Origin of the sequence: Acinetobacter johnsonii ANC 3681, from assembly GCF_000368805.1 — a bacterium.
GTDB lineage: Bacteria > Pseudomonadota > Gammaproteobacteria > Pseudomonadales > Moraxellaceae > Acinetobacter > Acinetobacter johnsonii.
The window spans coordinates 1,755,986-1,769,430 of the sequence record NZ_KB849705.1 but is presented as its reverse complement, the minus strand read 5'-3'; the positions used below and the strand labels follow the sequence as shown (position 1 = coordinate 1,769,430).

Annotated in this window: 10 protein-coding genes; 2 read left to right on the top strand and 8 right to left on the bottom strand. The window is 41.9% G+C overall.

Annotated features, from left to right (window positions below):
• Positions 1–7: 7 nt before the first annotated feature.
• The 3 genes from F946_RS12685 to F946_RS12675 all read right to left on the bottom strand — a co-directional run bounded on the left by F946_RS12685 (position 8) and on the right by F946_RS12675 (position 4,913).
• On the bottom strand, positions 8–697 hold the full coding sequence (locus F946_RS12685; protein WP_004982890.1) for an HNH endonuclease: 690 nt from the start codon (positions 695–697) through the stop codon (positions 8–10).
• A complete protein-coding gene (locus tag F946_RS12680; RefSeq protein WP_004982889.1) occupies positions 690–1,952 on the bottom strand; it encodes an AAA family ATPase in 1,263 nt (420 codons plus the stop codon). The genes F946_RS12685 and F946_RS12680 overlap by 8 nt, the downstream gene beginning before the upstream one ends.
• Before the next feature lie 66 nt (positions 1,953–2,018).
• The gene (locus tag F946_RS12675) at positions 2,019–4,913 is read right to left on the bottom strand and encodes a valine--tRNA ligase (protein ID WP_004982888.1); all 2,895 of its coding nucleotides are present in this window, start codon (positions 4,911–4,913) and stop codon (positions 2,019–2,021) included.
• A 184-nt stretch (positions 4,914–5,097) separates the two neighbouring features.
• Here F946_RS12675 and F946_RS12670 point away from each other — a divergent pair, with 184 nt between their 5' ends.
• Together F946_RS12670 and F946_RS12665 are read left to right on the top strand one after the other, a co-directional pair.
• Entirely contained in the window at positions 5,098–5,772 is a 675-nt protein-coding gene (locus F946_RS12670) for a hypothetical protein (protein ID WP_004982886.1), read from the top strand.
• 12 nt (positions 5,773–5,784) lie between these two features.
• Positions 5,785–6,591 carry an SDR family NAD(P)-dependent oxidoreductase gene (locus F946_RS12665; protein WP_004982883.1) on the top strand — a complete coding sequence of 269 codons (807 nt, stop codon included), beginning with the start codon at positions 5,785–5,787 and terminating at the stop codon, positions 6,589–6,591.
• Positions 6,592–6,693: 102 nt separating this feature from the next.
• Here the strand turns inward: F946_RS12665 and F946_RS12660 are convergent, their stop codons facing one another.
• From F946_RS12660 to adeJ, 5 genes are all read right to left on the bottom strand, one after another.
• Positions 6,694–7,728, bottom strand: coding sequence for an agmatine deiminase family protein (locus F946_RS12660; RefSeq protein ID WP_004982877.1), 1,035 nt, complete (start codon positions 7,726–7,728; stop codon positions 6,694–6,696).
• Between the two features lie 174 nt (positions 7,729–7,902).
• Positions 7,903–8,340 (bottom strand): YbjQ family protein, encoded by a 438-nt coding sequence (locus F946_RS12655; protein ID WP_004982874.1) that lies wholly within the window; start codon positions 8,338–8,340, stop codon positions 7,903–7,905.
• Positions 8,341–8,343: 3 nt separating this feature from the next.
• Positions 8,344–8,700, bottom strand: coding sequence for a YbjQ family protein (locus F946_RS12650; protein ID WP_004982872.1), 357 nt, complete (start codon positions 8,698–8,700; stop codon positions 8,344–8,346).
• A 103-nt stretch (positions 8,701–8,803) separates the two neighbouring features.
• The gene (adeK, locus tag F946_RS12645; RefSeq protein ID WP_004982869.1) at positions 8,804–10,261 is read right to left on the bottom strand and encodes a multidrug efflux RND transporter AdeIJK outer membrane channel subunit AdeK; all 1,458 of its coding nucleotides are present in this window, start codon (positions 10,259–10,261) and stop codon (positions 8,804–8,806) included.
• Positions 10,261–13,437 carry a multidrug efflux RND transporter permease subunit AdeJ gene (gene adeJ / locus F946_RS12640; protein WP_004982865.1) on the bottom strand — a complete coding sequence of 1,059 codons (3,177 nt, stop codon included), beginning with the start codon at positions 13,435–13,437 and terminating at the stop codon, positions 10,261–10,263. The genes adeK and adeJ overlap by 1 nt, the downstream gene beginning before the upstream one ends.
• Between the last annotated feature and the right edge of the window lie 8 nt (positions 13,438–13,445).

Genomic DNA, 13,445 nt, shown 5'->3' with positions numbered 1-13,445 from the left:
ATGAGGGTTATGCAGATTGTTGAAGTTTTAATTGTTCAATTTCTTCGAGAGCAGTACGCCATTTTGTATCTTTTTCTAAATAACCACGAAGAATGGCTGAAAAGGCGTAATGAGATTTGAGTCGATGTTTAATATCATCTGCTTTTTTAATTTTATCTGCTTCTTGCCAGTTATCTAGTTCTTTAAAGAATTCTCTTCTTAAATCTAGAAATTCGTTATGCACTTCAATAATTTTTTCTCTTAAATCTTCTTTGCTAACCTCTTGGATGCCGCTATTGGCATTATTGAAGCATTTTGTAATTAACTCTTTAGACGTCTCAGCTTTCTCATGATATGGATGGTCATTAGAACAAGCATTAATTACTTCAATGTCTTCATCAGGCATTCTGTAATAGACTTTTATCCACTCTTCAACTAAATGAGCTTGATTACAGCAATCAAGCATATCATCGTAGTATTTATTTTTGATTGAATTGCATCTTGAACATGCGTAATAGAGATTGTTCCAATCAAGCTTAAGCGTTTCATCATCTAAATGTGGAATGAAATGTTCAACATTCAAATTCGGGAAATGCTTCTGTTCACAGATATAGCATTTACCATAGAAATCTTTCTTTAATTGCTTAACAACCACAGGATCCTTATAGTCCTTCGTAGTCCAATCCGTTGGTCTAGCAGATTTGGATACTTTAAACATCTAAATCCTCCAGTTGATTTTTATCTGCTAGGAGATTGATTGCTTGTAAATATAGGTTTTTTAAACTTTTATCTAATAGATCATTTTTTTCTAGTTCGATTAGGCTTTTGACAATTGATCTTATATTTTCATAATTGCTTGGATTTTCATTTAATAGGTTTTTTAATATTTCAATTGAATTCTTTGTGTCCGAACTAATAGGATTGACGTGGAATAGTCCTTTAATAACAGATTCATAAGAATAACGACTTAAATCTTCTTCAAATAATTCGCGACTAGAAATGTCATAGACCACAGTATCATTATCTGTTGAAGTAATAACAAATGGTGAGTGTGTAGTTACAATAAATTGAATTTGAGGAAATAATTTAGAGAAGAAAGGAAGAATTTTTTTCTGTAAAGAGATGTGTAAGTGAGCATCTGTTTCATCAATCAATACAATACCTTGCAGTTCATTGGGTGTGATTTCAAAGAATTCTGAGCGCACTAATAAATCAGCTAAAATTTCAAAAATTGCTAAATAACCTGATGAAAGTGTTTGAAAGTCAAATTCACGATTTTCTAATGAGATTTTAAATTTAAAGTTTTGACGATAAAAAACTAAATGGGCATTATCATCTTCAAATAAAAATTTGAGATGATTATCGAAGTTATCAAACCATTCTTGAAATTGATTAGCTTGTTCTTGATTTTTATCTTCAGTGAGAGCTAATGATTGATTTACTTTGATATTTACTAAATGTTGTTCAAGTTTATTACCAAAACTTTCACTATTTCTATTTTTTAGGTTTTGAATGGCTATATTTTTTTCATCTTCAATAGATGAGGTATGTTTTGTTTCAGTAATAGAAGCTATGCGCATAGCTTTAAAATAAACAAAAATAGCTTTTAACTCATCATGTAAAGCTAAAAAGTCTAGTTCATTTTCAAGTTTTAGTATAAGGCCCTCTTCGATATTCTTACGATTTTGATATAAATAATTCAGTTGATACTCTGCTTGGGAGTATTCAATACTTCCTTTATGATGGCTGTTTATAATATCTTCATAATGTCTTATTGAGCTTATTTGTCCATCAGTTAAATAGGCTTTCTTGTCTAAATGTAATAAAATTTTTTGTTCTAATAACTTTAAAAAACTAGTTTTTCCACTACCATTCTTACCTGTAATAATTAAATTACGCCCTTCCAGTGGGATTTTTATGTTTTCAATTTTTGCATGTGGAATATTACCACTGATATTAAATAAATATTTCATATTAAAAAATAAAGGGCTGAATAATCAGCCCTTTATAATACAGATTAGATTTTAAACTTCAATAACTTAAAGCGCCGCAATCTGCTCCATATTCGCTTTAATCTTCGCTAACTGGTCAGCAAACTCAGCCAGTTTCACTTTCTCACCTTCAACCACAGCCGCAGGTGCTTTTGCCACAAAACCTTCATTCGAAAGTTTGCCTGCAATGACGTCATGCTGCTTTTGAACCTTATCTAAGTCTTTCTGTAAACGACCTAATTCCGCTTTCGGGTCAATTAAACCTTTCATCGGAACAAAGACAGACACATGTCCAACAACAGAAGAAGAAGACAATGGCGGTTGTTCAGCATCTGCCAAGAACGTAATGCTTTCTACTTTCGCCAAGGCTTTAAACAACGCTTCAATACGGGTGATCTGTGCTTTCTCAGCTTCCGTTGTGTTTTGTAGAAGCACTGGTAATAAACGTGCATTACCTAAGCCCATTTCACCACGGATGTTACGCACCGCACCAATCAAACCTTGAAGCCATTGCATATCTGCTTCAGCCTGTTCGTTTACACGCTCAGGGTTGGCAACAGGGTATTGCGCCAACATGATGGTTTCGCCAGAAATACCAAGTTTTGGTGCAAGTGTTTGCCAAATTTCTTCAGTCAAATACGGCATAAGCGGATGTGCAAGACGTAAAGAAGCTTCCATTACCGCAAGGAGTACACGACGAACTTCAGCTTTACGCTCAACCGATACATTTTCATCGTTCAGAACAGGTTTGGTCAGCTCGACATACCAGTCACAGTATTCATTCCAAATGAACTCATAAATCGCTTGTGCAGCCAAGTCTAAACGGTAAGTTGCAAAGGCTTGTTGTACCGCAGCTTCAGCTTTTTGTAAGCGGCTCACGATCCACTGTTCAGGCAATTCCCAAAGGTCTTGACGAACTTCAGTACCAATCACTTGCTCTTCACAGTTCATCATCACGAAACGGGTTGCGTTCCAGATTTTGTTGGCAAAGTTACGGTAACCTTCAACACGCTTCATGTCGAACTTAATGTCACGACCTGTATTGGCAAGCGCACAGAAGGTGAAACGCACTGCGTCCGTACCATAGGCTTGAATGCCTTCAGGGAACTCTTTACGGGTTGATTTTTCAATCTTCGCTGCTTGTTTCGGGTTCATTAGACCTGTAGTACGTTTTTGTACCAAGGTCTCAAGGTCAACACCGTCAATCAAATCTAATGGGTCAAGCACGTTGCCCTTAGACTTCGACATTTTTTGACCTTCGCCATCACGAACTAGACCGTGAACGTATACCGTTTTAAACGGGACTTGTGGCGTACCATCTTCATTCTTCATGAAGTGCATCGTAAACATAATCATACGAGCAACCCAGAAGAAGATGATGTCAAAACCAGTCACCAATACATCCGTTGGATGGAAAGTATTGAGGAAATAGTTTTCCGCATCTTTCTTGGCATCGCCAGTCCAACCAAGGGTTGAGAAGGTCCACAGCGCAGAAGAGAACCATGTGTCGAGTACGTCTTCGTCTTGGCTAAGCGCAACATCAGCAGGGATGTTGTTTTTCGCACGGACTTCCGCTTCGTCACGACCCACATAGATGTTGCCTTCAGCATCGTACCAAGCAGGGATACGGTGACCCCACCAAAGTTGACGAGAGATACACCAGTCTTGGATGTTGTTCATCCACGCCATGTACATGTTGCTGTACTGTTCAGGAACAAACTTAATACGACCGTCTTGAACCGCTTCAATGGCAGGTTGCGCCAATGGTGCAATTTTTACATACCATTGATCCGTCAATAATGGCTCAACGATTACGCCTGAACGGTCACCGCGAGGTGGTTTCAAGGTATAGGGTTGAATTTGGTCTAACCAACCTTCTGCTTCCGCTTGTTCAACCAGTTTTTTACGTGCTTCAAAACGCTCTAAACCAATGTAGTCCGCAGGAGCAGGGATGGTTTTAGAAATTTGCTCGCCCGCTTTCGCGATGTATTCAAACTCAGCCAACACTTCTGCATTTTTATTGAAGATGTTGATGATTGGGAGTTCACAACGCTTACCGACTTCATAGTCGTTAAAGTCGTGCGCAGGGGTGATTTTCACACAGCCTGTACCGAATTCTTTATCAACATATTCATCTTTCACGATTGGAACAGCACGACCTGTAATTGGCAAAATGATGTTCTGGCCAACAAGGTGCGTATAGCGTTCATCATCAAGTGCCACAGCAACTGCGGTATCACCTAACAAGGTTTCAGGACGTGTGGTCGCTACAACAATATGGTCTTTGCCATCATGGGTACGGAGGTTTTTATCTTCAAAGAAATATTTGAAGTGCCACAGTGAACCTGCTTCTTCTTTATCCGACTCAACTTCAAGGTCAGAAAGGGCAGTTTGTAATTTTGGATCCCAGTTTACTAAACGTTTGCCACGGTAAATCAAACCGTCTTCGTGCAGTTTAACGAACACTTCTTTGACTGCATTGGATAGACCTTCATCCATGGTGAAGCGTTCACGCGACCAGTCGACTGAAGAACCTAAACGACGGATCTGACGGGTGATAGTGTCGCCTGATTGCTCTTTCCATTCCCAAATTTTTTCGATGAATTTTTCACGACCAAGGTCATGACGACTCACACCTTGAGCACCCAACTGACGCTCAACCACCATTTGCGTGGCAATACCCGCATGGTCTGTACCCGGTTGCCATAAGGTATTTTTACCTGACATACGGTTGTAGCGGGTTAACGCATCCATAATGGCATTGTTAAAACCATGACCCATGTGCAAGCTACCGGTGACGTTTGGCGGCGGAATCATGATACAAAATGACTCACCTTTTTCAGAGGGCTTGAAATAGCCACGTTCTTCCCAAGTTTGGTACCATTTTTTCTCGATCTCGGTCGGATCGTAAGTTGTAGCGATATTTTGCGCTGAATCAGTCATAGTTCAAACAGTTCAAAAGTAGATAAAAAATTGCATCTATTGTAGCAAAGAAATCGCAAATGGGGGCATGTAAAGCAAATGCGTTGATCTAGCAATTGCGACATGATGCAGAGCACTTTATGATGTGTCTAAGCCTAGAGTGCGCTTTGTTCGCAGTAAAAATCAAAAAAAAGGGGGGATCACTATGACTTATCAAATATCATTAAAATTAAAACCTGAAACTCACCAACGTTTTGCACACATTCATCAACAGCTTAATGCCGGCGAAAGCCAAAGCCTTGCCAAACCTTTGGGTGAGGTTTTAGCGGATATTTCATGTGAAGTGATTGATCAAGTCTTTGGCGATCTTGCGCGTTTGTCTACCTCAGGTGATGGGGAGTCTGAGAAAATTATTCAGCACATTGTAGACACTATGCGTAAGTACATGCCGTGGTCCGTGTCGTTTTTTTCAAATGACCGTCTAATTCCAATGGTGAATTATCTAGAGCAAATGATGTATGACACCGAGAGCATGCATTTTTTAAGCTACCCAGTCGAAAAAACCTTAGTTACCGAACTTTTGGGTTGTGCGGAACAGATGGAAAAGGGCAATAACAGTTATGTTGCTCCAGCTTTGAAGGTGTTTACACAAATTGTCGATCAAGGGGTGACCAGTTTGGTTCGTGAACCCAAAAAAATGCTTAAATTTAATCTGGTGGTCGATAAAACACTGAATGGGGTGATTAACTTGACGACCCAGTTGGGCTATAAACGTTTTGATAAGTTAGGGCGTATCTATGATGCGCAGATGATGAGTCAATATTTTGATCATTTCCTGACTTTTTTAAATGATCAATCTGCAAATAAAACTTCGGTATGAGGCAATAAGGACATGGCACAGTTAAAGAGTTTAGACGCTAAAGTGGTATGGATCACGGGGGCATCTTCAGGGTTAGGTGAAGCACTAGCCAAAGAATGTGCTTTACAGGGTGCTGAGGTCGTACTCACGGCAAGACGTTTTGACGAACTCGAGAAAGTTCGTGTCGGACTGCTGAATCCAGATCAACACATTTCCATTTGTGCGGACATTACCGACGAAGCTCAAGTTCGCCATGCCTATGAGCAAGTGCTACAGAAAAAAGGTCGAATTGATTGGTTGATTAATAATGCGGGTTTAAGCCAGAGAGCCTTGATTGCTGACACCAGCATGCAGACTGAACGTGCAATTATGGAAGTGGATTATTTCTCACAAGTGTTTTTAACCAAAACTGTTCTACCGACTTTTTTAGCGCAAAAATCTGGCCGTATTGCTTTTGTTTCGAGTGTTGCAGGGCTATTGGGGACACAGTACCGTGCCAGTTATTCAGCAGCCAAAGCGGCCATTCATATGTGGGCAAATAGCCTGCGTGCTGAAGTGGCCAATGAGGGGGTGGACGTATCGGTGATTTTCCCAGGCTTTGTTAAAACCAATGTTTCGTTTAATGCTTTAAATGGCGAAGGTAAACCGCAGGGTCATCAAGATGAAGCAATTGAAAATGGTTTAGAACCCGATATTTTTGCGCAAACGGTGGTGAGTGCATTGCTTAAAGGTGAAGAATACATCGTAGTCGGCGGTCGCAAAGAGAAAATGGGGGTTATGGTGTCTCGTTTATCGCCTACCACGTTGTATAAAATGATTCGTAAGATGAAAGTGAAGTAAATTGAAAAAGGCAGGAGGAACGTCTCTTCCACCTGCCTTTTAGGATCATGATGTTCACATATCCCATCCCCCCATGTTTTGATAGGGGGGAACACCGCTGCACTACTTACTGATTTTATTTAAATAATTTAAGAACAATTCCGCATTTTTTCCACGCACTTGCCAAGACATACAACGCACACCGCCGCCCATATGACAGACATTAGAAGACTGTACTGGAACAACAGTACGTTTGGTTACGCTACGAATTTGCTGTAACGCGACAGCATCTTCTTTAATCCCAAATTGCGGGAAGTAAATCCGTTCAGGCGTGACCAACATATTGGTGTATAGGCCACATGCAGAACCAAATTTTTCATCGTAAATTTCTCTGCCATCATAAGGGGTGATGATTTCACGAATTTTAACATTGGGAATACCGCGCTTTAAATCTGCTTTGAGTTGCTTGGCATAGTCGGGATCTTCAGGGTAGGAGTTAATCACCAAGGTATTTTGGTCGACAAAGCTGACTACGCCATCGGCATGTTCCAAGCCCCCTTGTTCATCGGCTTCAATGAACGCAATCTGCTTTGCACCCGTCAATGCCATGAGTTTCTTACGGGCTTCGCTTTCGGTGAGCTTGTTATCCGCTAGGAATTTGGTGCTGAGGACGACATTGCCATAACCATCTTCCACCCAGTTTCCGCCATCATTCAACAGTTTGCTTTGCGTAAACTGTAAGCCAGCCTTTTGGCTGTAGTATTTAAATTCGTCTTGCACTTCATCTGAAATGGCCTGACCTTTTTTAGCGCCACCTTGTCCTGCCGCCGTGTAGCGGAACATGACGGGTTGAGCTGGGTTGGCACTGGTGAAGTCGCGCATCCAAATGTCATGCATCGGTGCGATTGCCACATGCTTTTTGCCCAAGGCTTTGACATAGTCGGGGTAGAGGTGTTTGTCCGTTAGTACAACGACATTGTCTCCATTTTTAATAATTTTTTTTGCATAATCGACGTGAAAATCAAAAATATCATCAATCATTTTTGCATAGTAAGCATCATTACTTTGAGGCGATGCCAGTACAATTAATTCAGCTTTGGCTACAAGTGGAAGCATAGTGAGCACAGCCATACTTATTTTCAGTGCTAAGGATTTCATTATCTGTGACCTATTTACAGTGTAGGTGATGTCCATTTTTATTGTGTTCAGTGTAGAGAATTATGCTCTAGCGAGCAATCTAGCATCCGAATGTACACTAGAAAGCATGAGCTATTTTGAACGCTCATGCTGTTTGAGTTTAGTGAATAAATGATTGATAAATAGTAGAGTTGTTTAAGGACTTTGAATGGCGGTTCCATAAGCAAAGACTTCGACCATGCCACCTTGCATGCCCATTTCTGTGGTCGCCAGTCTCATGCAGGCGATATGCGTTGCGCCGTGTTTTTCCGCTTCAAGCTTAAGTCTTACAATGGCTTCACGACGAGCACGATCGACAACACTTTCATAGCTGGTGAGTCTACCCCCAAAAAAGTTCTGCACGGTGGCCAATACATATTTGAAATAATCATGAGAAATCACAACATTGCTGCTGATCATGTGCCCAGACTGCTCGAAGCTTACTTTGCGTAAATTACCCAAGGTAATGTAGGCAAGACGCTTCTCATTCTGTTCAAGCTCAGCCAAATGTTTGCGTTCATTATAGCGACCAAAGCCAAAACCGATGCTAAAGAGCACCGTAAAGATCAGCAGTTGGAAAACTAAACTTTCCATTGCTTAGGCCTGTGTTGGAAATGGATCGGGGAGATGGTTGTCTAACGGTGTGACATGGACCGCAGTGCCATAAACAAATAACTCAGAGGCACCTTGGGCAATATTAGAAGTTGAAAAACGAATACCTACAATGGCATTGGCCCCTAAGCCTTGTGCTTTTGCAATCATACGATTCATAGCTTCTTGGCGTGATTCTTCTAAAAGCTCGGTATAGGCAGTGAGCTCACCACCGACAATATTTTTTAACCCTGCCAAAAAGTCACGCCCGACATGTTTACTCCGAACCGTACTGCCGTAGACTACATCCAGTTGTTGGGAAATGTGATGTCCAGGAACAGACTCAAGGTTACTTAAAAGCATAATGTTCAATATTCAAATGATTTGATTATCTTTGAAGATAGGAAATTGCTCAGCAAAAAGCAATAAAAAAGCCCACCGAAGTGAGCTTTTGATGTTGTAAACCTTAGTTTGCTGTTTTGTTGTATTTCACATCTGAAGAAGAAGGCTGTTTCACCACTTGATCAGCAGTGTTGGCTTTAACGCCGCCACCGAGGGTTTTATACACTTCAACTTGGTTGTTTAAGTTTGCTTGTTCAAGCAATAACAACCCTTGTTCCGCTGAGTACGATGTACGCTGTGCATCAAGTACAGTCAGGTAGTTATCGATACCTGCACGGAAGCGGGCCGTTGAAAGCTTATAGGTGGTGTTGGTTGCATCTACCAGACGACGTTGCGCTGCTAGACGGTCACCAATATTTTCACGTACTGCCAAGGCATCATTCACTTCACGGAAAGCGGTTTGAATGGTTTTTTCATAATCTGACAACGCAATTTTTTGGTCAGTTTCTGAAATCTTCACATTGGCACGACGTGTGCCCCAGTCAAAGATTGGAATATCTAAGCTTGGGCCGAGTGACCATACAAAGGCACCTGATTTAAACAAGTCGCTTAAATCTGTCGATGCATAACCCGCTGTGCCTGTTAAGCTGATGGTTGGGTACAACTGTGCTTTTGCCGCACCTATGTTGGCACCCGCAGCAGACAATTGATATTCCGCAGCGCGGACATCAGGACGGTTATTTAACAAGTCGCTTGGCAAGCCCGCTGTCAACGCCGTACTTTGGGTAATGCGTTTCACAGGTTGAGGAGACAATAAGTTTGCAGGAACAGGCTGACCCACCAACAGGTTGAGTAAGTTCTGTGCTTGTGCAACTTGAGTCTTGTAGTTCGCAACGTCATTACGCGCAGTTTCAACCGAAATTTGCGCTTGACGTACAGGGACTTCGCTGTCTATACCCACATCAAAACGTTTTTTGTTCAGGTTGTATGATTCAAGCTGTGCTTTTAAGGTTTGGTCTGCCAGTTTTAAGTTGGCATTTGCAAACGAATAGCTCAGCCATGCTTGTGCAACCTGACCAATCAACGAAATTTGTGTTGCATCACGTGCACTTTGAGTCGCTAAATAGCTGTCTAAAGCATTGTCTTTTAAGCTACGAACACGACCCCAAAAGTCTAACTCATACGCGGTTACGCCAAGGCCAACATTATAGGTTGTCATGGGTTTGCTGCTGCTGAGTGTATCTTGGCGAAGCACACTACCACTTGCACCAATGGTTGGCAGTTGGTTGTTTTCGCTAATTTGATACGCTTGCTGAGCACGTTGAATATTTAAAGTCGCCGTACGGAGGTCACGGTTATTGGCTAGTGCTAACTCGATGACTTGGACTAAACGCTGATCAGCAAAAAAGTCTTTATAGCCTTGTTCTGCAACAGATGGACCTGTCGTTGAACCAATATATCCTGTTGGGATATCCGCTTGAGCGACGGGTTCTGGACCACGCATGCTTTGACATGCAGTCAAAGCAAGCGCAAGTGCAGATACCGCAATGCTACGACCTGAAATAGACCATACTTTTTGCATCACGATGTTTGCTCCTGATTATTTTGTTTCTTAGGTTTGTATTTGAAAATACTACGAATCCAAACAAAGAATACTGGAATGAAGAAAATACCCAACAGTGTAGAACTAATTACACCACCAAGGACACCAAAGCCTACCGAGTGTTGACTACCTGCACCAGCGCCTGTTGAAAGGGCAAGCGGAAGGACACCAAAACCGAAAGCAAGGGTGGTCATGATAATTGGGCGTAAACGCATTTTTGCAGCATGAAGGGTTGCATCAAACAAGTCTTCACCTTGTTCTTGCAACTCTTTTGCAAACTCTACGATCAAGATCGCATTTTTCGCAGAAAGACCAATCACGGCAACAATCGCAACTTGGAAGTAGATGTTAAACGATAAGTTTGGATCGCCCTTAATGATCATACCTAACCATGTCAATGCAAATGCACCAAGAATACCGAGTGGTACAACTAGCAATACTGAAACAGGGATAGACCAACTTTCATACAATGCGGCAAGACATAAGAAGACGATAAGCATCGAAAGAACAAGGAGCGGAGCTGTTTGATTGCCCGAATCACGTTCTTCTAAAGATAAGCCTGTCCATTCATAGTCGAAACCTTGTAAGCCCATAGACGGTAACTTGCCAATAATTTCTTCCATCGCGAGCATCGCATCACCCGAACTTACGCCCGGTGCTGGAGTACCTTGGATGTTTACAGAAGATACACCGTTATAACGCTCTAGACGTGGTGAACCATAAGTCCATTCGCCTGTTGCAAATGCTGAGAAAGGAACCATCGTGCCACTGCTATTACGCACATACCACTTGTTCAAGTCTTCAGGCATCATACGTGTATTTGCTTCACCTTGGACATATACCTTTTTCACACGACCACGATCAACGAAGTCATTGATATAAGTACCACCCCAAGCCATGCTCATGGTTGTATTTATATCCGCAATACTCACACCCATTGCACCCGCTTGCGCTTGATCAATGTTGATTTGGTATTGAGGCGTATCTTCTTGACCATTAGGACGGACGCCTGCAAGACGTTTGTCTTGTGCAGCCATACCTAAAATAGCATTACGTGCAGCAATCAATTTCTCATGACCTTGACCACTTGCATCTTTCAACTGGATGTCAAAACCAGCCGACACACCTAACTCAGGCATTGCAGGTAACTGTAATGGCATGATGTAAGATGCATCTTTAATCATGTTCAATGACATGCCGCGCTGAATGATGGCACCAATTTGCGACTCAGGTGTCGTACGCTCACTCCAGTCCTTCAGCTTGATAAAGGCAAGACCTGCGTTTTGACCAACACCTGTGAATGAGAAACCAGAAACAGTAAAGATAGACTCTACATGTTCTTTTTCTTTATTCATGAAATAGTCTGTCATTGTGGTGATGACTTTATCGGTACGTTCAAGGCTTGCACTTGGTGGAAGCTGAACTAAAGTCATGACGACGCCTTGGTCTTCGTCAGGCAAGAATGAGGATGGTAAAGCTTTATATAGGCCAACTAAGCCTGCAATCACCAGTAAATAAACCACACCAGAAAATACTTTATGATGGGTCATACGGTTGACACCACCTTGGTATTTTACGGATAGCTTTTCAAAGCTGCTGTTAAACCAACGGAAGAAACGCGCAAAAATATTATTACTTTCTGGCTTGTTTGCATCATGTTGTTTTAACAAGGTTGCACACAGGGCAGGGGTGAAGGTTAATGCCACGATCAGTGACAAAATCATTGCGGTAACTAGCGTAATCGAGAACTGACGGTAAATAACACCGGTTGTACCTGCAAAGAATGCCATCGGTACGAATACCGCAGTTAATACACTGGTAATACCGACCAAGGCACCAGAAATCTGTTGCATTGATTTTTCGGTCGCAGCTACAGGGTCGAGGTGTTCTTCTTGCATTACCCGTTCGACGTTTTCCACCACAACAATCGCATCATCGACCAGAAGACCAATCGCTAAGACCATCGCAAACATAGTGAGCGTGTTGATTGAGAAACCGAAGATGTTAATGACAGCAAATGTGCCCAATACAACCACTGGAACAGCCAATGTTGGGATAATCGTGGCACGCCAGTTCTGTAAGAATAAGAACATGACAATGAACACCAACACGACAGCTTCAATCAACGTGTGTACAACACTTTCAATCGACAGCTTAATAAACGGTGTAGTGTCATAAGCCAGTTGATCTTTTAAACCATTTGGGTAGTTTTTACGAAGTTCACTGAGGCGCTTTTCTACAGCCGCTGCTGTATCTAGTGCATTTGCACCAGTTGCAAGTTTAATCGCAACACCGCCAGCAGCCTTACCATTAAATTTAGAGTCGAACTGATAGTTATCTGACCCGAGTTCAACACGCGCAACATCACCCAAGCGAACCTGAGCACCTGAAGCTGTATTTTTTAGAAAAATATTTCTAAATTGTTCAGGGGTTTGCAACATGCTTTGAGCATTCACTGTTGCGTTCAGCACTTGACCTTGCACAGATGGTGCACCGCCTAACTGACCTACCGCCACTTGTGAGTTTTGCGCATTAATGGCAGTTGCAACATCACTTGGAGTAATTTGTAAACTGGTCATTTTCGCTGGATCAAGCCAAATACGCATCGCGTATGAACCACCAAAAACTTGGACTTCACCCACACCTGCAACACGGCTCAGCGGTTCAGAAATGTTTGAGTTTACATAGTCTTTAATGTCGGCAGCAGACAAGCTTCCATCTGGAGAGTAAAATGCAAGAACTTGCATAAAGCTCGCACCAGACTTGGTGACTTTTAGACCTTGACGTTGTACATCTTCAGGTAAAAGCGCCGTTGCCGATTGTAGTTTATTCTGTACTTGAACTTGAGCAATATCAGGATCGATGCCTTGTTCAAAGTTTAAGTTAATAGATGCTTGACCGTTACCCGCACTGTTTGAAGAGATATAACGTAGACCATCCAGACCATTCATTTGTTGTTCAATGATCTGAGTGACTGTGTTTTCAACAGTCTGTGCAGAAGCACCCGGATAAGTTGCAGAGATTGTCACCGAGGGCGGTGAAATCGTCGGATATTGGGCAACCGGCATTTTTGTCAGCGTGATAATACCCGCCAACATAATCACCAGTGCAATCACCCACGCAAAAATGGGGCGATGAATAAAAAATTGAGCCATTCAGTCTA

What these genes read in the sequence shown, in the direction of transcription:
- F946_RS12685 (WP_004982890.1), bottom strand. Translation starts at nt 697, where the DNA reads ATGTTTAAAGTATCCAAATCTGCTAGACCAACGGATTGGACTACGAAG.
- F946_RS12680 (WP_004982889.1), bottom strand. Translation starts at nt 1,952, where the DNA reads ATGAAATATTTATTTAATATCAGTGGTAATATTCCACATGCAAAAATT.
- F946_RS12675 (WP_004982888.1), bottom strand. Translation starts at nt 4,913, where the DNA reads ATGACTGATTCAGCGCAAAATATCGCTACAACTTACGATCCGACCGAG.
- F946_RS12670 (WP_004982886.1), top strand. Translation starts at nt 5,098, where the DNA reads ATGACTTATCAAATATCATTAAAATTAAAACCTGAAACTCACCAACGT.
- F946_RS12665 (WP_004982883.1), top strand. Translation starts at nt 5,785, where the DNA reads ATGGCACAGTTAAAGAGTTTAGACGCTAAAGTGGTATGGATCACGGGG.
- F946_RS12660 (WP_004982877.1), bottom strand. Translation starts at nt 7,728, where the DNA reads ATGAAATCCTTAGCACTGAAAATAAGTATGGCTGTGCTCACTATGCTT.
- F946_RS12655 (WP_004982874.1), bottom strand. Translation starts at nt 8,340, where the DNA reads ATGGAAAGTTTAGTTTTCCAACTGCTGATCTTTACGGTGCTCTTTAGC.
- F946_RS12650 (WP_004982872.1), bottom strand. Translation starts at nt 8,700, where the DNA reads ATGCTTTTAAGTAACCTTGAGTCTGTTCCTGGACATCACATTTCCCAA.
- adeK (WP_004982869.1), bottom strand. Translation starts at nt 10,261, where the DNA reads ATGCAAAAAGTATGGTCTATTTCAGGTCGTAGCATTGCGGTATCTGCA.
- adeJ (WP_004982865.1), bottom strand. Translation starts at nt 13,437, where the DNA reads ATGGCTCAATTTTTTATTCATCGCCCCATTTTTGCGTGGGTGATTGCA.